Here is a 19,765-nt window from a genome sequence, read left to right as displayed (position 1 = left end):
CTCAGCAGTTTAAGCTCAGCAGTTTAAGCTCGGCAACTTAAACCCAGCGATCGCAGACGTTACAGCACGTCTGTTCTCCCTGCACATCAACGCGTGTGGCTGGGCTGTTGTCAATCTTCACCCTAGCACTGGGAAGGCGATCGTTCGCGTTACGAAACGCAGATTCTTCGTCGCGTCGGGGCGATCGCCAATCACTGAGCATGATTTTGTGTCGCTAAACCAGCGACAGCCAGCAAGCCACGGTATGACCGCCGCTTGCTTAGAATTAGCCGTAACCGCACAACATCAAGGCACTACCAGCACCGGACAAGGCGATAGGTTAATGACTCGATTAGTCACACTTTCGGCAGCACCTTCGTCGGTTAGCCCCAGGCCGCGACAGCCCATCACGATCAGATCAGCATTTAGCTCATCAGCGACATCACAGATGACAAACGCCGGTTTGCCTTCTCGTTCGATCGCTTCAGTAATAGTGATACCCAAATCGCGAAATAGCGTCTTTGCTGTTGCCAACAATTCGGCGATCGCCTCTGGGGATGACATCTCTGAAACAGGAGACTCTTCAGAAGGAGGCTCGACCACAGACACAACATATAAGCGGCTACCGCAGTTTTTCACGATCTCAGCGACCCTATCAGCCGCTTCACGAGATTCTCGGCTGCCGTCGATTGGAAATAGAACAGTCTTAAACATGGCACGCCTCGTTGGGACGTAGACTCCGGTAAAATGTGGACGGTGTCGGGATCATGCAGAGTCAGCGATCGTAATCAGCTTCCAGCCGTTTTCCACCGAACACGAAATCAACTAACTCTATTCTCCGTTATCGATCGCCATTCAGTTGGCATAAAGTCAAAAGCTGATGATGTAAATTGCCCTCTATGAATGATCCCCGACGTTTTACAATGAACAATAGGTATAAAGACTCACTAGGGGGTTCCAGCAGTGTCAAAAAAAACTCTAGCAAATTTATCCAGATCAGACTTATCTGGCAAACGGGTGTTGGTCAGAGCCGATTTTAACGTGCCCTTGGATGGAGAAGGCAACATTACAGACGACACGCGCATCCGCGCCGCGCTGCCAACCATCCAGGACTTGCTCTCCAAAGATGCCAAAGTCATTCTTTGTAGCCATTTTGGCCGCCCTAAAGGTCAAGTCAACGAGAGCATGCGCCTGACTCCGGTTGCGACCCGTCTCTCTGAGTTGCTAGGGCAAAACGTCACCAAAACAGACGATTGTATTGGCGACGAGGTGAACAAAACCGTTGAAGCCATGCTTCCTGGGCAGGTTGTGCTGCTAGAGAACGTGCGATTCTATGCAGAAGAAGAGAAAAATGATCCAGAATTTGCAAAGAAGTTAGCGTCTGTAGCGGATCTGTATGTTAACGATGCGTTTGGCACTGCTCACCGCGCCCATGCGTCTACCGAAGGGGTAACCCACTATTTGAGACCGTCTGTAGCAGGATTCTTGATCGAGAAGGAACTGGAATACCTCCAGAATGCGATCGAAAATCCCCAGCGCCCCCTGGCAGCCATCATCGGCGGTTCGAAAGTATCTAGCAAAATTGGCGTAATTGAAACCCTGCTCGATAAAGTAGACAAACTGCTGATTGGCGGCGGGATGATCTTTACTTTCTACAAAGCTCGTGGTCTGAACGTTGGCAAGTCGCTGGTGGAAGAAGACAAACTGGAGTTGGCGAAATCGCTAGAAGCTAAAGCCAAAGAGCGAGGTATTGATCTGCTGTTGCCAACCGATGTTGTCATTGCAGACAATTTTGCAGCAGATGCCAACGCTCAAACCGTTAGCATCAACGATATTCCCGACGGGTGGATGGGCTTAGATATTGGCCCCGATTCAGTTAAGGTGTTCCAGGATGCCCTAACTCAGTGCAAGAGCGCGATCTGGAACGGCCCCATGGGCGTATTTGAGATGGATCAGTTTGCTAAGGGAACGGAGGCGATCGCCCACACCCTGGCAGGCTTGACCAAGCAAGGCGTTACCACCATTATTGGCGGTGGCGACTCGGTGGCTGCCGTTGAAAAAGTGGGTGTAGCCGACCAGATGAGCCATATTTCGACCGGAGGCGGTGCCAGCCTGGAACTGCTCGAAGGCAAAGAGCTTCCTGGCATTGCAGCGCTAGACGATGCCTGACGTAGACCGAGTGAATCGAGAATCGTAACCTACTTCAACGACTACGCCGCCTGTAGATTGCGATCGCAACCCTACGGGCGGTTTTGTCGAACGGGCGGTTTGTAGCGAAATACTAAATTGAGTTGCCTAGCCTAAACGATTCTTGTCACTCTTGAGTAAAGAAACATACCCGAACGTTTGGATTTGGAGTTCGTTGACTATGACTCTGAGCGTGATCAAATTCTCTTCAGAAGATTGTGGGATCTGCCATAAGATGGCGTTTTACGACCAAAAGGTAGCTGAAGAGCTAGGATTACAGTTCGTTGATGTCAAGATGCAGGATACGGCAACCTATCGCAAATATCGCAAGGTGCTACTTGCCCAATATCCCGATAAAGAAGGGATGGGATGGCCCACCTACATCATCTGTGACGCTCCCGAAGGAGAATTCACGATTGTGGGAGAAGTCAAAGGGGGGCACCCTAAAGGCGAATTCCGCAGCCGATTGCAGGCGGTTTTAGACCAGGTTCCTGCATCCTAGCCCAGTCCTACTGTAAAGACGCGAATCATTGCCTCTTTTCCCGTCTCTGCGTTTTAGAACCGTTCGTATGCGCCCACCGCTGCGATCGCCATTCATATAGAAATGAAAACCCCCAGAATCCTTGAAGCGCCAGCCGCAGGACTCTGGGGTTTATTCAGGTGTTAGAGCGGTCGGAGTCAGACAGACTACCGTTGAAACAGGACGACTACTTCACCACCTCAAAGCTTTTTACTTCTAATACAGGCCCAATCATGGCGGTGGTCATCACATCCTCGCGGATATCGCCCTTCACCTTTACCTTTAAGCCTTCCGTTAGCAAGCCATCTGGCGCATCGTGGTGGATTTCGTAGGTTTCACCCTTACCCGACACCAATGCCCAGGTTCCGGCTCCCATATCAGAATGTTGAACCTTGCCCTCAACCGTAATACTCATGCGGATTGCTCCTCTGTTTTGCTTGCCAGATATGCCAGTCCGAAGCACAAGAGTGCATTAGCCATTAGAAACGTGCGGGCGATCGCACCACTGCCAAGCCATAGGACTGATGGCGACACCATAGCACTGACGGCCAAACAAGATGCCACTCCTAAGGCAGAACCGATCGCTACCCAGCGCCACTGCGAATGCCCCAACAGCAGCGCCACCAAAATCAACGGAATCAGCACACTGGCAAACAGCGGATTTAAAGCAGCGCTACCTTGCACCGCACTGCCTAGCTCTGGAATCGAGCTACCCAAGATCCGAAAAGGAAACTGCGGTGCATCAAATACATACAGCCCGCGCAGGAAGAACAGCCCCGAACTGCCAGCCACCAAACCCGACCCCAGCGAGAAGCTGAAAATGGGCAGATAATTACGTAAGAACCAAGCCAACAGGTAAGACCCAAGCACCATCGCAATCTTGGGCATGAGAGCAACCACCCCACCATCAAACCAGAAGCGCAGGTTGAGATAGCCGTTATTCCGCAACCATCGGAAAAAGTCGCGGACGCTAATTTTGCCGCGTAGCGCCAGCTTGACGGCAGCGCCAGCATCTAGTTGACCCGAACCGTAATAGTTCAACTCGTCTTCTGCAATGACTCTGGCAGACTGCTTCAGAACCGCCGCCACCTCGTCCGGGTTTTCAACGCCGATCGCCTTCACCAGTGCCGCCACACCCGCCACATGGGGAGCCGCCATGCTGGTTCCCTGAAACGCCTTAAATACGGCTTCTCCGGTCATCGGATCAATCGTATTTTGCAGAATACCCCCCAGAACGTTATCGCCTCCAGTGGAGCCGCCCGGTGCAGAAATATCCACACCGGCACCAAAGTTAGAGTAGGGAGCCTTTGCCCCGCTAGAGTCGATCGCCGCCACCGAAATCACATTCGGATAACGGGCTGGAAATGCGGCTGAGTTGCTGTTAGCGTTACCGGCGGCGGCCACCAGCACCGCTCCTTTTTGATAGGCGTAGTCAACGGCTTCTCGCAACACGTCACTATCACCGCCGCCGCCCAAACTCATGTTGATCACATCGGCACCCTGATCGGCAGCAAAGCGAATCGCCTCTGCAATATCGGCCACGGTGCCACCGCCCTCTCTTCCTAATACTTTGAGCGGCATCAGGTTAGCTTCGTAGGCAATTCCGGCTACCCCGTAGTTATTGTTCGTCGCCTGGGCGATCGTGCCCGCAACGTGGGTACCGTGTCCATGATCATCAGAGGCATCGGTGCGATCGTTGACAAAGTCGTAACCTTCAACGATCTGAGTCGCTTTTAAGTCAGGCACAGGGCTAATTCCCGTATCGATCACCGCAACGGTGACTCCGCTGCCTTTCGTCTCATCCCAGGCCGATTCAACATTGATGCTCCGCAGGTTCCACTGCTTGCTGTAGTCGGGATCGTTGGGGATATCAAATATTTGATAGATATAGTTGGGTTCGATCGCCTCAGTGTACTGCGCCAGATCAGACCGTCTCAACGCCTGCAACGTTTGGCGATCGCCTTCTACGACATACAGATTTTCAGTCTGGGAAAAAATGCTGTTTGGTTGGGGATCAAGCCCATACTGCTGCCCAAGGAGATTGAGCTGTTGCTCGATCGTGTCTGGCGCTAACCGATCGTTAAAATCTAAAACAATCGACTGGTAGTTGCCCTTGGTTGCCAGTCCTGGGTAGCTGGCTAACGCCCAAACCAAACCAACCACAAACAATCCAACCAGCAGCAGTCTTTTCATACAACCCAGCCTACATAGCACTCATGTTCTCCCCAAGATAACTCACCCCACTCAGATGATGGTGAATCTTACTTAAGGTGCTGGTAGGAATGTGCAACTACAGCGTATAGGGTGTAAAAGGAGACTACGTTAAGCCCGGATATTCAAGCCCAGACATTCAAGCCAAAATGTGAATTGTTTCAATGTATTGAGCAATGCCCCCCCATCTGGCTTAAAATCGTTATTTCCTTTGAACTGACAGGTTCCTTTTATTACGTCCTCCACCCATGACACGAGGTTTACTCTGGCTCCCCCTACTCACCGTCTTCATCTGGCTAGCATGGGCCGGTTGGAATGAATACCAAAAGTTAGAAGCCTACCGCACCTGGGCAGAGCCGTTCGAACGAGCAAAGTACGACATTTATGCCGTGTTGGGGCAGCAGGGCAACGAGCTAACGTGGGGCAAACCGACCCGCAAAGGCCCTGTGAACTTACAAACGTTTTCCCTGGATCAAGTAGAAACCATTCAATTAAAAGTCGATAATCGCCTGGTCGATTTACAAAATCCGCCAGAGAAGGGACGCAAAGTAGAACTGGAGTTTGAGCGCTCTGCGCCTGCGGCTACCATTCGTGTGCCGTTTACCGATGTCGCACTGGCAGCCCAATGGGGGAACTATTTACAGCAGAATGGGCCACGATCGCAATCTCTCTCTGCCTAGCGTCAAGCCATCCAACTTGATCTGGGTGCGTCGATTACCTGTGCTAACCTACTGATTTGCGACAGAAGCCAACTGAGCAAAATGCCCGATATTTCGTCCGTCTCTCGAATGGAGCTAGCAGAACGGCGACGGCGGTTGCGTCGTCAGCGACGATGGCGATCGCTCCAGTCAAGCTGGCGGGCGATCACGGTTAGCGGCTTCACGGTGGGGCTGGTTTGGATTACGACCCTGCCCGCCTGGGTTATTCGTCAACCCAACCAGATTCAGATAGAAGGCAACCAGCTTTTATCGCCTCAAGCAATCCAGTCCTTGCTGCCCATTGCTTATCCCCAGTCGTTGTTGTCGATTCAACCTCAGGCGATCGCTCAACACCTGGAATCTCAGGGGCCAATTGCACAGGCCATTGTGACCCGTCAACTGTTTCCGCCCAGTTTAAGCATCCACATTCAGGAACGACGACCCGTGGCGATCGCCTACACCCACTCTGCCAGCCTGGAGGCCGCACCCGTTGCAGATCGAAATGCAGCGGCGGCAGGGATTGGGTTACTAGACGAAAAAGGCAACTGGATGCCGCTAGAGAGTTACACCGCCCTCAATCAATCCATTCAATTACCTACCTTAAAAGTAATTGGGACTCCTGAGCAATATCGAACCCAGTGGGTAGAACTCTATCAAGCAGTCAGCCGCAGCCCCATTAAAGTCACTCAAATCGATTGGCATGACCCAGCAAATTTGATTCTGAGTACCGATTTGGGAATCGTCCATTTTGGCTCATTTGGCTCACGATTTAGTCAGCAACTGCGTGCCCTCGATCAAATGCGTCAGCTCCCTCAAAATATCGACCCAAACGAGATTGCTTACATTGATTTAACAAACCCTGAGGCTCCCATGATTCAAATGGTTGAAGTAAGAGAAGTTAACTCCCTGAATTCACCATGACTTACACTGGCAGGTGATACCGAACCCCATTCCAGACCGAGTTTAAACTCAATTCATTTGATACTCAAATCAATCTATTTCGTAGTTCGGGCTAACACCGTCAAATCACACGATGAAGATATCCCCCCTACACAAAGCGTCAAGGATTTCAAGGACTGTGCCTAAATGCACAGCTCAGTCGCGGCTAGATTTGCTAAAGCCATCTGCCAACGGATTCGTTGCTTGCCTCAACGACCTGTTTGCAGCAAAAACCATACGAGAGGCGTTTAATCAAGCAACATTTCTTCTACCTAAATCCCGATTGATTTGTATGAAACGATGATCTTTATAAAAGCCAAGCCTGATATGCTTAAGATTGAGCTATAAAATCTTTACAAATCCAATTCCATCCTCTAGTTTTCTAGGTAGCCTGAAATTTTATAGTTAGTAAGTGATCGACCAGAACGCTTAATTACTACGGAATTGCCAGGAATGGTTAGATCAGCCGCTTTCAAATTCTTGTAACGCCTGATACTGGATTATTCGTTATCGTTACCTGTTTCTGTACAAGTTCGCATCGCTAGGAAAATCCTTTTTTTCTATCAATGAATACTGCAAATCCTTTTACCAACTCTGGGCTACACTTGGGTCAAGTTCGCGACACGCGCGGAGCATTGGGAGAAGAACCCAGGAGTGAGCAAATAGTGCCGAGTAGCGTAGCCAGAATCAAGGTGATCGGGGTTGGCGGTGGAGGATGCAACGCGGTCAACCGCATGATTGCGAGCGAAGTGTCGGGTATTGAATTTTGGACTATTAATACCGACGCACAGGCACTAACAAACTCCTCAACTCACAACTGTTTGCAAATTGGTCAGAAGCTGACGCGAGGTCTTGGCGCAGGAGGCAATCCAGCGATCGGGCAGAAAGCCGCCGAAGAATCACGCGATGAAGTAGCAGCGGCATTAGAACATGCTGACTTAGTCTTTATTACCGCTGGCATGGGTGGCGGCACGGGCACGGGCGCAGCTCCGATCGTGGCTGAGGTGGCGAAGGAAGTGGGGGCGCTTACCGTGGGTGTGGTTACTCGCCCCTTCACGTTTGAAGGCAGGCGGCGCACCAACCAGGCCGATGAAGGTATTGCAGCCCTACAAACCCGTGTTGATACGCTCATCATCATCCCAAACGATAAGCTACTCACCGTTATTTCGGAACAGACCCCTGTTCAGGAAGCGTTTCAGGTAGCAGATGATATCTTGCGGCAGGGGGTTCAGGGCATTTCAGATATCATCACCATTCCAGGACTGGTGAATGTTGACTTTGCTGACGTGAGAGCCGTAATGGCCGATGCGGGTTCAGCCCTGATGGGCATTGGCGTGGGTTCCGGGAAGTCTAGAGCCAGAGAAGCCGCCATGGCCGCTATTTCCTCTCCGCTGCTAGAATCCTCGATCGATGGTGCTAGAGGGGTCGTCTTTAACATCACGGGAGGGAATGATCTGACCCTGCACGAGGTGAATGCCGCCGCTGAGATCATTTACGAAGCCGTTGATCCAAATGCCAACATCATTTTTGGGGCTGTCATCGACGATCGCGTTCAGGGCGAAGTGCGAATCACGGTCATTGCAACCGGTTTCACAGCCGATCCACAAGCCCCCCCGGCGACCAAAGTTGCTCCCCTGAAGCGGACGGTGGCTGCGCCTCCGGTGAGTTCTACCCCAAGCAGCACTCCGGCGGATACTCGCGGCAAACCAGGATTAGACATCCCAGAATTCTTGCAGCGGCGACGACCACCGCGTTAACCAAACGGGCATGGGTTCACTTTGAGCAGGAGCGTCTGGCGCTCCTGCTTTGCCGATCATGGGCTGCTCAATAGTTCAATATGAATTGCCAAACTCTGCTGCTTTGCGACAAGGAACGCACCCGATTTTAGTAACGTAGAATGTAACTTAAAATGTAAGTTTGAGCGTTACTCTTCCTGGTAATTCATGTCTGCAACTCTGCCCAGTCAATACAACCCCGTCGAAGTCGAAGCAAAGTGGCAACACGCCTGGGAACAGAATCAAGTCTTCAAGGCTGATCCCCAGCAAGGCGGTGAACCGTACTGTGTGGTGATTCCTCCTCCCAACGTCACAGGAAGCCTGCACATGGGTCATGCCTTCGAAAGCGCGTTGATCGACACGCTGGTTCGCTACCACCGTATGATCGGGCGCAACACGCTGTGGTTGCCAGGGACAGACCACGCCAGCATTGCCGTACAGGCCATCCTGGAAAAAGAACTGCGATCGCAAGGCAAAACCCGCTATGAGATTGGTCGTGAAGCTTTTCTGGAGCGGGCATGGCAGTGGAAGGAAGAATCCGGTGATACCATTGTCGGGCAGCTTCGGCGGTTGGGCGTTTCAGTAGACTGGACGCGCGAGCGCTTCACGATGGATGAAGGACTGTCTGAAGCCGTATTGACGGCCTTTGTCCAGCTTTATGAAGAAGGACTAATTTACCGGGGCAACTATTTGGTGAACTGGTGCCCTGCGACCCAGTCTGCTGTATCTGACCTGGAGGTGGAGAGCCAAGAAGTCAACGGGCATCTGTGGCATTTCCGCTATCCTCTAACGGATGGATCGGGCTATGTGGAAGTGGCAACCACCCGACCAGAAACCATGTTGGGCGATACCGCTGTGGCCGTCAATCCAGAGGATGAACGCTATCAACATTTGATTGGCAAAACGTTGATGCTGCCTATTGTGCAGCGAGAGATTCCGATAATTGCAGACAGCCTGGTCGATCCGGCCTTTGGCACGGGCTGCGTTAAGGTCACTCCAGCCCACGACCCCAACGACTTTGAGATGGGGCAACGTCATCATTTGCCGTTCATCAACATCATGAACAAGGACGGCACGCTCAACGAAAACGCTGGTTCCTTCAAAGGACAGGATCGGTTTGATGCGCGCAAAAACGTGGTGAAGCGCCTGGAAGAGGACGGTGTGCTGGTTAAGGTAGAAGACTATCGCCACACCGTACCCTACAGCGATCGCGGCAAAGTCCCGGTTGAGCCACTGCTGTCAACCCAATGGTTTGTCAAAATTCGGCCAATGGCCGAGCGTGCCCTCGATTTTCTAGACAATCAAGATGAGCCTGTGTTTGTCCCCGAACGCTGGACAAAGGTGTACCGAGACTGGCTGGTGAGCCTGAAAGACTGGTGCATTTCGCGCCAACTCTGGTGGGGGCATCAAATTCCGGCGTGGTATGTGGTGAACCTTACCAACGGCGAGATTACAGACGAAACACCCTTTGTGGTAGCGCACAGCGATGAGGAGGCGCGCACCAAGGCGATCGCCCAATATGGTGAAGAGGTGCAGCTTCAGCAAGACCCAGACGTACTAGACACCTGGTTTTCATCCGGGCTGTGGCCGTTTTCCACAATGGGTTGGCCCCAGGAAACGCCCGATCTGGCGCGATACTATCCCACCACCACCCTGGTGACCGGGTTCGACATCATTTTCTTCTGGGTGGCGCGGATGACGATGATGGCCGGACACTTCACCGGGCAGATGCCGTTTCAAACCGTTTACATTCATGGGCTGGTGCGGGATGAGAATAACAAGAAGATGTCGAAGTCGGCGAACAACGGCATCGATCCACTGATTTTGATCGGCAAATACGGCACCGATGCCCTGCGCTACACGCTGGTGAAAGAGGTTGCCGGAGCCGGACAAGACATTCGGCTGGAGTATAACCGCAAGACCGATGAATCGGTTTCGGTGGAAGCCTCGCGCAACTTTACCAACAAGTTGTGGAACGCCTCTCGTTTTGCCTTAATGAATCTGGAGGGGCAGACGCCAGAGCAGCTAGGGTCGCCGCTGTCGGTTGATCCAACGCTGCTGGAACTGAGCGATCGCTGGATTCTCTCGCGCTATCACCAGGTGGTGCAGCAAACCCGCGATCAGGTCAGCCAATATGGACTGGGCGAGGCCGCTAAAGGGCTATACGAGTTCATCTGGGGCGATTTCTGCGATTGGTACATTGAACTGATTAAGTCGCGGCTGCAAAGCGAGGCTGCCACGTCGTCTAAGCAGGTGGCGCAGCAAACGCTGGCCTATGTCCTGGAAGGCATTCTCAGATTGCTGCATCCCTTTATGCCCCACATCACCGAGGAATTGTGGCATACGCTTACCCAATCCGCAGACGATCGCTACCTGGCGCTTCAAGCCTACCCAGAGGTAGCCGCAGACTGGATCAATCCTGATCTGGAGCAAGAGTTTGAGTTGCTGATTGGCACCATTCGCACGATTCGCAATTTGCGGCAAGAAGCTGGGGTGAAGCCGGGGGTAAAGGTGGAGACCATCTTGCAAACGGAGAGCGATCGCGAACGCACTATTTTGATAGCTGGACAAGCCTATATTCAAGAGTTAGCCAAAGTTCAACAACTGGCGATCGCAGAGCCAACCCCACTCACTCCAACCGTGAGGCTACGCGCCAAGCGGCTGAGCGATTATAAGAAGCCAGCCGTGACGCTGGGGGTGATATTAGGGTCACTGGTGGCGGCCAGAATCGTTCTGGCGTTAGTGGATGTCATTAGTCACCTGCTGCTGATTTCCACGCTGATAGAGCTGATTGGCATAGGTTTCAGCGTCTGGTTTATCTACCGCTATTTGCTGTGGGCTGACAGCCGTCAGGAACTTGCTAACACCATTAACATGCTTAAGGCAGAGGTGGCTGGTCAACCGCTACTGACGGCGGCATCGGGGTCTGAACCTGACGATCAGCCCCTGTTGCCAGAGGCAAAACCGGAGCAAGCGCCGGAGCAAGCGCCGCAACAAGAACCGCAGCAGATGTTTGCTGGCGTGATTGGAACGGTTCAAGTCCTGATGCCGCTAGCGGGTGTGGTGGATGTTGTAGCGCTTAAAACCAAGATAGAGAAAGACTTAAGCAAAATTGATGCTGAAATCAAATCCCTATCGGCACGGTTGGGAAATACTGGTTTTGTGAGCAATGCCCCTGCTGAAGTGGTTCAGGGTACACGCGACGCGCTAGCAGAAGCCCAAAAACAGGCGGAACTTCTGCGCGATCGCCTCTCCCTCCTTTAATAAAGTTCGTGCCCTGTAGATACTGTTCGAGGAGCAGTCTCTACAGGGTTACACAACCTTCGGCTGGCTTAACGGCGACGAACCTTACTCACCATCTTGCGAGAAAACCGCAGATTCAATTCTTCTGTTTCAGCCCATTCCTGCAAAATTCTGTAAAAGGCTTGGCGGTCATCGGCCTGCAATACGGCTGTTTGATCCGCCGTTTCAATCACATACGGATAGCCATTACCCACAATCACTTCCCCCCGTACCCAGTCAATTACCCGCTCTACCAATCCCGCTTCGTACATCCACATGGGCATCTCTAGCCGAGCCGGATAGCCTTCGCTGGTGGTTTTGAGGTAGGTAAACGCGATCGCCTCGCGATGGTCTTGATACTGCGACAAAATGCCCGATCGCTGGCAAAGAAACAATGGCGTGCGATCGCCCCACTCCATCAAGCGGTTCCACAGTTGGGCATCGTGAATCGACGGGGAAGCAGGAAGATTGAACAGCGATCGCAGCATGACACTGACATCCTGAGCATAGGTGGTGTCAATGTACGCCACCAGCGGCACCCGATATTCTTCGCTGGCGCGAAGTAAGTTCAGCAAACACTCAACATAGAACTGGCGGCTTTCGGCATCAAACGCTTCTGCAAACGTTGCCACCAGAGAGCCATCCAAAAACAGCAAACAGTCCTCAACGTTGGGGTGCGCTTTCATGTACTGCACCAGCCGCTGCGTCTCCATTTCAAAGCGGCGCATGTTAACCCGCCGATCGACCGGTTCACCGCTGTGACCCGACTTCAAATCCGCTGGAGTCATCACATCCAGAGCAATATCTTTTTCGTAATCTCCGGTGGGCAGGTGCAGGTTCTCGAACCAGCCAATTTGCACCAGCGCGATCGGAATCGACAAATCTTTACCGGGATACACCTGCGATCCGTCTACCGCAAAGGTGGTAATGCCAGTGAGGCGATCGCGTACCCAGGCCAAACTCTGCTCTCGGCTTTGCCAGGTTTGTTTAAACGGCATCACGCCATTCACCGCCTTGCTCAGCGGTTCAATGGGTCTTGCACCCAGATCATCCAGGCGCTTGGTTAATAGCTCCGTCAGGGTGGCATCGGGCAACCCCATTGCCTTGAGCAACGCCTCTCGATACGCCTGCAAGTCTCGCAAGACATCGCGGTTAAAGGCAGTAAAGTCTTCGCGTTTAGCATTGAGAATGTCACGGATTTGGGAAGGCTTCAGCGGCATACACAAATTAAGGTGAGGGGGCTAAGACTAAAAAGTAGCGTGTTCCTTGCGGCGCGATCGTCCTTGTATTTAAGGTAGTTTTTTTAGGCATCAACGTTCACGGTTGCACTCAGAAACCACCCAAAATCAGCAGATCTCGCGTATCGATATATTAAGGTGTATTTCAATTCAGTCATATCCTTGAACCCTGGCGAAACCAGGCTAAAACTCCGTGATACTATGCTTTCCGTAGCCTTGGAGTAATTGGGAGAAAACCTTTGACACTACGGGTTGCTGTTGTTGGCTCAGGTCCGGCAGGTTCTTCCGCTGCCGAAACGTTAGCAAAAGCAGGTATCGAAACCTATTTATTTGAACGCAAATTAGATAATGCGAAACCCTGTGGAGGAGCAATTCCTCTGTGCATGGTGAGCGAATTTGATCTGCCCTCTCATATCATCGATCGCCAAGTCCGCAAGATGAAGATGATCTCACCCTCAAATATTGAGGTCAACATCGGCGGCACCCTTGGGGCAGATGAGTACATTGGCATGTGCCGTCGGGAAGTGCTAGACGGGTTCATGCGCGATCGCGCCGAAAAACTCGGTGCGAAGCTGATCAACGGAACGGTTCACAAACTGGACATTCCGTCAAACAACACCGACCCTTACACGCTTCACTACGCCGATCATTCCAACGGTAGCGCCGAAGGCATTGCCAAAACGCTGCAAGTGGATCTGGTGATTGGCGCAGACGGAGCCAACTCTCGAATTGCCAAAGCAATTGATGCGGGAGATTACAACTACGCGATCGCCTTCCAGGAGCGGATTCGTCTGCCCGACGACAAGATGGCGTATTACGAAGACCTGGCTGAAATGTATGTGGGCAACGATGTTTCCCCCGATTTCTACGCCTGGGTTTTCCCAAAATACGACCACGTGGCGGTTGGAACCGGCACGATGAAGGTGAACAAAGCCGACATCAAAAAGCTCCAGGCTGGCATCCGCGCCCGTGCGGCCAAGCGGCTAGAGGGCGGCAAAATCATCAAAGTAGAAGCGCATCCCATTCCCGAACATCCCAGACCCCGTCGGGTGGTGGGACGGGTAGCGTTGGTGGGCGATGCGGCAGGAACCGTCACCAAGTCATCGGGTGAAGGGATTTACTTTGCAGCAAAATCGGCACGGATGTGTGCTGAAGCAATCGTCGAATTTTCCAACCAGGGGCAGCGGATTCCCAGCGAAGCCGATCTCAAGGTCTACTTACAGCGTTGGGACAAGAAATACGGCATGACCTACAAGGTGCTAGACATCTTGCAAACCGTATTCTACCGCTCAGATGCGACGCGGGAAGCGTTTGTCGAAATGTGTGCTGACATTGACGTGCAGCGGCTAACGTTCGACAGCTACCTTTACAAAACGGTGGTTCCGGCCAATCCGTTGACGCAGTTAAAGATTACCGCCAAAACCATTGGTAGTCTGCTGCGGGGCAGTGCATTGGTGCCTTAGGTTAACCCCAGGCAACAGTCTTGCTTCGATCCTTAACCTCCCATTCTGGATGGGAGGTTTTTTTGTTGGGCTACCACAAAAATAGTTGGCAGGCAAGCTCACCAGGAACTATGGCAACCAGCGCGGGCGCAATCCTTCCAACGGTAGCGGTTGGGGTTGGGCTGGAATAGGCCGACCGTTTTCATTGATTTCCAGTGGCAAAAACCAAAGTCGGCTATCGGCGATCGTCCGTCCCTCGTTGCTGCGAACCACACCCGTATCCGCTTCATCGGTCGTTGAAGTCACCTGATCGAACAAAATACCCAACCCATCTGGCGACAAACTCATTTGCAAATCGCGCTGAATAGGCAATTGCAGCAGATCAACCTTCTGAGCGGCTGGCTCGGCGGTTTCGCTGCTGGTTGCAGCCGTTGGTAACGGCATTGCTGCCAGGTAAGGTTCTTCAACGTAAACATCGCCAGGAAGCCGTTTGGTGTACAGGCTATATAGCATCCGATTGGTTGGGTCAAACTGAGCCGAGAGAATGTTGCCGTTTGTTCTAAACAGCTCTGTTTCTGTACTTTGGTTGGTTACAAGAAAGAGCGATCGCGTTGGATTGGTTGGATCATCGACATTAAATTGCACCATCGCCGCCGCCGAACCATCGTTGGCAAAGCTGAGAATTTGACCGTATTTAGGCAAAAAATCTAACGAATCAGCATTGGATTCGAGCGGCAAAATGGCTAACCCCTGCCCCTGAGTCATAGCAATGGAGCTGCTGTCTGGCGTAATTAAGAAATCACCGCCAGGTTCTGTTTCAATCGGCTGGGGGGGGACATCAGGTTTCACCATCCACAGGCCAAAGTCACCCGGATCTTGACGGTTGACCCGCTGCACAATCACCGTTTCTCCATCGGGTGCCAGGTCAAACTTCAGATTCTGATACGCGTCACTGTCTAACAGTTGGGTCATTTGCCCTGGCGGCTGCATGTCTGCCGCTCGCTCCGGCCAGAGGCTGTTGCTGCTGCGCTGACCAGGAGCGCTAGCCGGAGCCTGAATCTGAATTCCTGTGGTTACGGTATACAGCCGCTGATTCAGAAAGCCCTGTGCCTGGTCGGCGCGATCGCTGGCTGAAAACAAAACGCGATCGCCATCTGGATAGGGTTCAAAATCCATCACCACCAGTTCGGGTGGCGTCAAAATTTCTTCGGCCTGGGTCGTCAGGTTTTGCAAAACCAGTCGTCCTTCTTGTTCACCCTTCACCCCCAGGTAAACAAAAGCGCGATCGCGGGTACGAAACTCTCCCACATAAAGCGGCATTCGGTTTTGCTCATTTTCTGCCGAGGTGAAGCGATCGCGTGCGCCTCGCATTTCCAAGCGAAACGTTTCACCATACGGAGCAGGAGACTCTAACGTGTAGGCCATCCGCCGACCTGCCCAACTAAATTTGCCCGGCAGGGGCGGTACAATTCGCAAGTTCTGCTCAACGCTCGCCTGATCCATCGGACGGCTAAACGTGAGAATAAACGCCGTATCTTCTGCTCCAACTTGCTTATTTTGCCAGGTAAAGTCGCGGACACGGGGAGCCGTGCGGCTACCGCCTAGCAACAGTAGCCCAATCAGAAGGCTCAGGACAACAATTAACAGTAAAGCCGCCCGATCGAGTGGCTGTAGTTTTTTGGGAAACACGGTGTGACCCTTCATGCGCTTCAACTCTAGAGGTTGACCTTTCTTTCAAATGGCGACAAAAACGCGGAACGACCGACTCACTACAGAGTTTCATTAATTTTGACAGCAGCATTGCCGCTATCTACTGCCAAGGTGGGCATGATGAACAGTGGAACCGTCAGTTTATCGTGCAATTAAGGTGAATGTCTTGGCAGACTCCCGTTGCTTCCTGGCATTCTCTTACCGTTCGGCGCTCTGGTCAATGACTTTATGACTTCGCACACATTGACTTCATTGGGGAATGAAATCTTTTTAATTCGCGGATTGTTCGACTCCTCGCTGTGCCAACACCTGATTCAAGTGGCTGAGGCGTGCCAGTTTCAATCAGCCGATATTTTGCTGGAAACGGTAGACGAGCAGGTTCGCAGTAATGACCTGTTGCGCCTGGGTGAGGCAGATTCACTGTCCCAATCGACCAATCAACTGATTTTTGGCAAGTTGGCGATCGCCCAATACTTGCTTTATCAATCCTATGGCGTTAAGTTTCCCTACGCCGAACCCTGCTCCATTTTGCGCTATCGGGAAGGGCATTTCTACAAACGCCATATCGATAACCTGCTGCTAGCCAGCCGTTTCCAGGAAGCCGAGCAGGGAATTCCAACCCGCGATATTAGCATTGTGGGCTATCTTAACGATGACTTTGAAGGGGGAGAAACCTATTTCGATCGCCAGGATGTAAAAGTAAAGCCCGAAGCAGGAGCTGTTTTGGCGTTTCCGGCCTACTTTACCCATCCCCACGAATCGCTGCCGATTCGCAAGGGCACCAAATATGCATTCACAAGCTGGCTATTTCATTGAATGAGAATCAATGAACTGAGTTGAACCACTCTTTCCAAAGCAAGACATTTGCCTGCTCAAGCAGGGTGAACCCATCCTTTGAGCGATGTTATGTCGCCGGTTTAGATCTGTGATAGCAACAGAACCCCTATTACAGGCAATAACGACATGGCTGATTTAGTCGATACAGCAACCAGTGCTGGCTCCTTTAACACGCTGATGAGTGCGATCGAAGCCGCAGGACTGGTTGACCTTTTGAGAAGTTCTGGCTCCAAAACCGTCCTGGCTCCCACCGACGACGCGTTCAAGCAATTACCAGACGGAACGTTAGACTCGTTGCTCAACGATCTGCCCAAACTAAAGCGGATTTTGATGTATCACATCGTCTCTGGAGATATGCGAGCAGACGATTTAGCCCAAATTGACGAAGCTCCCACCGAAGAAGGCTCTGTGCTGGCCGTAGAGCATAGCAATGGCTCGGTTACCATTAATTCTGCCCACATCCTAAAGACTGACATTCTGGCAGAAAACGGTGTGATTCATGTTATCGATCGCGTCTTAATGCCAGCCATCCTGGAAAATCAAACGCTCTAGCAAATGACGTGGATTTGCCCCAGGATGCGCCAAGTGTGCCAGGAGAATAACAGAGTGTTCTGCACTCCGCTCTAGAATGCTCTGCGCTCCATTTCTCGTCGGGTTTACTCATTGGGTTTACTCGTCGGGTCAATCGGTCTTTTGCAGTTGAATGAAGGCGATCGCCCCTTCCCATTTCACAACTTGCTGGCTGAGCGTTTTGGTAACGAGATCGCGAACGGTTGTTACGTCTTTGTCAGTCAAACGGTGGGCGAGGCGATCGCCATAGCTGGGGCGCGCTTGACCGGGTTGAAACCAACGGTCTAGCAGGGCAGGGGTCACTCGCAGGTCGGTATGGGTGATCTCAAGCTGGACTTTAGCGGCTGGGGCGATCGCGCTAAAGAGTGACGTTAATGTCTCGATGTCCCAGTTCACCATCGGGTCTGCATCGTCTTGATAAATTGCTTCTTCGGCTAATGCCAACCGCTTGTACAGCTTAGTTCCCAGGCGATCGGCATCCAGCAACCGATAGATGCGTTGGGTGTAGCGAGGCACACTTTCGGCCAGAGTCATCTTGCCCTGAGGACGCAGTAACATTACCAACGACTGCATCGCTGTCGCTTTATCCAATTCACTCAGCAACACATTGCGACCGATTAGGTGGTCAACCCTGAGCGCTGGTTCGATTTCAGCGAAGCGGTGTGGCAGTTCGGCCATTGTGGACCGGATCACAGTTGGACGAGCCAGGTCTGGCAGAACAGCGGCTTGCTCAATCAACGCTGCCGCGTCCGTTTGAGTGCGAACACAGGCATAAACGCCCCCTTCTGGCACACGACGCAGGGCTTCCCAGGTCAGCAATCCACTGCCAGCATTCAAATCAAGAATGAGGTGATGCCGCTGAGGTTGAGCCAGGGCAAAGAGGCGATCGCGCACCTCTGCTAACCGTTCACCCGTTTGGCTGATAGTGCGTTGCAGCCAGCGATCGCTGCTGGAATGGGTCGGGCTAAAAGTGAGAACTTCTGGCAACGCCACCCCCACCCCTTCCACCAACGCCGCTAATTGCGCTTCGCGTTGGCGAGCCACCTGCTGCTGAATCGTTTCTTCATAGCCCTGGTTAGATGGTTGATAAAACACCTGCCCCTGAAGGCTACCCGGCAGATATTGCTGCGCCACCCAGTGATCGCGGTAGGCATGGGGATAGAGATAGCCTGCACCGTGTCCAAAGCTGTTTTTGTCGCGGTTGGCATCTCGTAAATGGGTGGGAATATCAGACTCGCGATCGCGCTCTACCGAGGCAAGGGCATCAAAAAAGCCCATGACGCTGTTCGATTTAGGTGCAGTTGCCAGATACAGCGTCGCCTGAGCCAGCGGATAACGGCCTTCTGGCATACCAATGCGATCGAACGCTTCAGCACAAGCCGTCACTACGACCACCGCCTGTGGATCGCCCAAACCAATATCTTCACTGGCAAGAATTACCAACCGCCGAAAAATAAAGCGGGGGTCTTCCCCGGCATAAACCATTCGCGCCAGCCAGTACAGTGCCGCATCCGGGTCGGAGCCGCGCACGCTTTTAATGAACGCGCTGATGGTGTCGAAGTGAACATCGCCTTCTTTGTCATACAGCACGGCTCGTCGCTGAATTGACTCTTCGGCCACATCCAGCGTGATCTGAGTGCTGCCAGTTGGATTGCGGGGTGTGGTTTCGATCGCCAGTTCCAGCGCGTTCAGCACCGCCCGTGCATCGCCATTGGCAACATTAACCAGATGGTCTAATGCGTCGGGTGCAAGCTGGACGTTGAGTTTGCCATAACCGCGATCGCCATCTGCCAACGCTTGCGCCACAATTTGCCGCAGATCATGTTCATCGAGCGATCGCAACTGAAAGAGGCGCGATCGGCTCACTAACGCTTTGTTGACCTCAAAGTAGGGGTTTTCAGTCGTCGCCCCAATCAAAATAACCGTACCGTTTTCCACCCACGGCAGCAGCGCATCCTGTTGGGCTTTGTTGAACCGATGCACCTCATCTACAAACAGAATGGTTTTCTGCCCATACAGGCCGCGTTTGTCTTGAGCGGTGGCGATCGCCTCTCGGATATCCTTCACGCCGTCTAGCACCGCATTAATGGAAATGAAATGAGCGTGAGTGGTATTGGCAATGATGCGTGCCAGGGTCGTTTTACCGGTTCCTGGTGGCCCATAAAAGATCAGCGATGACAACTGATCCGCCTGAATAGCGCGGCGCAGCAATCGCCCCTGCCCAATAATGTGATCTTGCCCCACAAACTCATCCAGACGGCGGGGACGCATCCGAGCGGCAAGCGGCGCTTCTGCCTCAACTAACTGCTGGCGATGCTGGTCAAACAGTTCCATCTGGTCAACTCAAATTTGTCCTATGGCTAGAATGCTCCATTAT

The 19,765-nt window shown here is 52.4% G+C and carries 16 protein-coding genes; 9 read left to right on the top strand and 7 right to left on the bottom strand.

Annotated elements, in window-relative coordinates:
* Nucleotides 1-37: 37 nt before the first annotated feature.
* Nucleotides 38-202, bottom strand: a complete 165-nt coding sequence (locus tag IQ268_RS01765) for a hypothetical protein (protein WP_193874937.1) — start codon at nucleotides 200-202, stop codon at nucleotides 38-40.
* An 83-nt stretch (nucleotides 203-285) separates the two neighbouring features.
* On the bottom strand, nucleotides 286-693 hold the full coding sequence (locus IQ268_RS01760) for a universal stress protein (protein ID WP_193874935.1): 408 nt from the start codon (nucleotides 691-693) through the stop codon (nucleotides 286-288).
* Between the two features lie 249 nt (nucleotides 694-942).
* On the opposite strand from IQ268_RS01760, the gene pgk reads away from it, so the two are divergent.
* Entirely contained in the window at nucleotides 943-2,148 is a 1,206-nt protein-coding gene (gene pgk, locus IQ268_RS01755) for a phosphoglycerate kinase (RefSeq protein WP_193874933.1), read from the top strand.
* Nucleotides 2,149-2,347: 199 nt separating this feature from the next.
* The gene (locus IQ268_RS01750) at nucleotides 2,348-2,668 is read left to right on the top strand and encodes a thioredoxin family protein (protein WP_193874931.1); all 321 of its coding nucleotides are present in this window, start codon (nucleotides 2,348-2,350) and stop codon (nucleotides 2,666-2,668) included.
* Between the two features lie 205 nt (nucleotides 2,669-2,873).
* Here the strand turns inward: IQ268_RS01750 and IQ268_RS01745 are convergent, their stop codons facing one another.
* Together IQ268_RS01745 and IQ268_RS01740 are read right to left on the bottom strand one after the other, a co-directional pair.
* Nucleotides 2,874-3,101 (bottom strand): hypothetical protein, encoded by a 228-nt coding sequence (locus tag IQ268_RS01745; RefSeq protein WP_193874930.1) that lies wholly within the window; start codon nucleotides 3,099-3,101, stop codon nucleotides 2,874-2,876.
* The gene (locus IQ268_RS01740; RefSeq protein ID WP_193874928.1) at nucleotides 3,098-4,879 is read right to left on the bottom strand and encodes a S8 family peptidase; all 1,782 of its coding nucleotides are present in this window, start codon (nucleotides 4,877-4,879) and stop codon (nucleotides 3,098-3,100) included. Before IQ268_RS01740 ends, IQ268_RS01745 begins: the two co-directional genes overlap by 4 nt.
* Before the next feature lie 266 nt (nucleotides 4,880-5,145).
* Between IQ268_RS01740 and IQ268_RS01735 the strand changes: the two genes are divergently transcribed.
* The 4 genes from IQ268_RS01735 (at nucleotide 5,146) to IQ268_RS01720 (ending at nucleotide 11,573) form a co-directional block, all read left to right on the top strand.
* The gene (locus tag IQ268_RS01735; RefSeq protein WP_193874926.1) at nucleotides 5,146-5,577 is read left to right on the top strand and encodes a hypothetical protein; all 432 of its coding nucleotides are present in this window, start codon (nucleotides 5,146-5,148) and stop codon (nucleotides 5,575-5,577) included.
* Between the two features lie 81 nt (nucleotides 5,578-5,658).
* On the top strand, nucleotides 5,659-6,516 hold the full coding sequence (locus IQ268_RS01730) for a cell division protein FtsQ/DivIB (protein ID WP_193874924.1): 858 nt from the start codon (nucleotides 5,659-5,661) through the stop codon (nucleotides 6,514-6,516).
* A 584-nt stretch (nucleotides 6,517-7,100) separates the two neighbouring features.
* Complete coding sequence (ftsZ, locus tag IQ268_RS01725; RefSeq protein ID WP_193874922.1) at nucleotides 7,101-8,291, top strand: cell division protein FtsZ; 1,191 nt, start codon at nucleotides 7,101-7,103, stop codon at nucleotides 8,289-8,291.
* A 186-nt stretch (nucleotides 8,292-8,477) separates the two neighbouring features.
* Nucleotides 8,478-11,573: a valine--tRNA ligase gene (locus IQ268_RS01720; RefSeq protein WP_193874920.1), complete on the top strand. Its 3,096-nt coding sequence runs from the start codon at nucleotides 8,478-8,480 to the stop codon at nucleotides 11,571-11,573.
* A gap of 68 nt (nucleotides 11,574-11,641) precedes the next feature.
* On the opposite strand, the gene IQ268_RS01715 is transcribed toward IQ268_RS01720, so the two are convergent.
* Complete coding sequence (locus IQ268_RS01715; RefSeq protein ID WP_193874918.1) at nucleotides 11,642-12,811, bottom strand: DNA double-strand break repair nuclease NurA; 1,170 nt, start codon at nucleotides 12,809-12,811, stop codon at nucleotides 11,642-11,644.
* A 257-nt stretch (nucleotides 12,812-13,068) separates the two neighbouring features.
* On the opposite strand from IQ268_RS01715, the gene chlP reads away from it, so the two are divergent.
* Nucleotides 13,069-14,292: a geranylgeranyl reductase gene (gene chlP, locus IQ268_RS01710; RefSeq protein ID WP_193874916.1), complete on the top strand. Its 1,224-nt coding sequence runs from the start codon at nucleotides 13,069-13,071 to the stop codon at nucleotides 14,290-14,292.
* 108 nt (nucleotides 14,293-14,400) lie between these two features.
* On the opposite strand, the gene IQ268_RS01705 is transcribed toward chlP, so the two are convergent.
* Nucleotides 14,401-15,975, bottom strand: coding sequence for a hypothetical protein (locus IQ268_RS01705; RefSeq protein ID WP_193874914.1), 1,575 nt, complete (start codon nucleotides 15,973-15,975; stop codon nucleotides 14,401-14,403).
* 234 nt (nucleotides 15,976-16,209) lie between these two features.
* Here IQ268_RS01705 and IQ268_RS01700 point away from each other — a divergent pair, with 234 nt between their 5' ends.
* On the top strand, nucleotides 16,210-16,797 hold the full coding sequence (locus IQ268_RS01700) for a 2OG-Fe(II) oxygenase (protein ID WP_193874912.1): 588 nt from the start codon (nucleotides 16,210-16,212) through the stop codon (nucleotides 16,795-16,797).
* A 147-nt stretch (nucleotides 16,798-16,944) separates the two neighbouring features.
* Nucleotides 16,945-17,370 carry a fasciclin domain-containing protein gene (locus IQ268_RS01695; protein WP_193874911.1) on the top strand — a complete coding sequence of 142 codons (426 nt, stop codon included), beginning with the start codon at nucleotides 16,945-16,947 and terminating at the stop codon, nucleotides 17,368-17,370.
* 129 nt (nucleotides 17,371-17,499) lie between these two features.
* Here IQ268_RS01695 and IQ268_RS01690 read toward each other — a convergent pair whose 3' ends face one another.
* Entirely contained in the window at nucleotides 17,500-19,722 is a 2,223-nt protein-coding gene (locus IQ268_RS01690) for an AAA family ATPase (RefSeq protein ID WP_193874909.1), read from the bottom strand.
* Between the last annotated feature and the right edge of the window lie 43 nt (nucleotides 19,723-19,765).

The organism is Oculatella sp. LEGE 06141 (genome assembly GCF_015207605.1).
GTDB lineage: Bacteria > Cyanobacteriota > Cyanobacteriia > Elainellales > Elainellaceae > Oculatella.
Note: the sequence above shows the minus strand (reverse complement) of the source record. Positions and strands in the feature narration are given on the sequence as shown.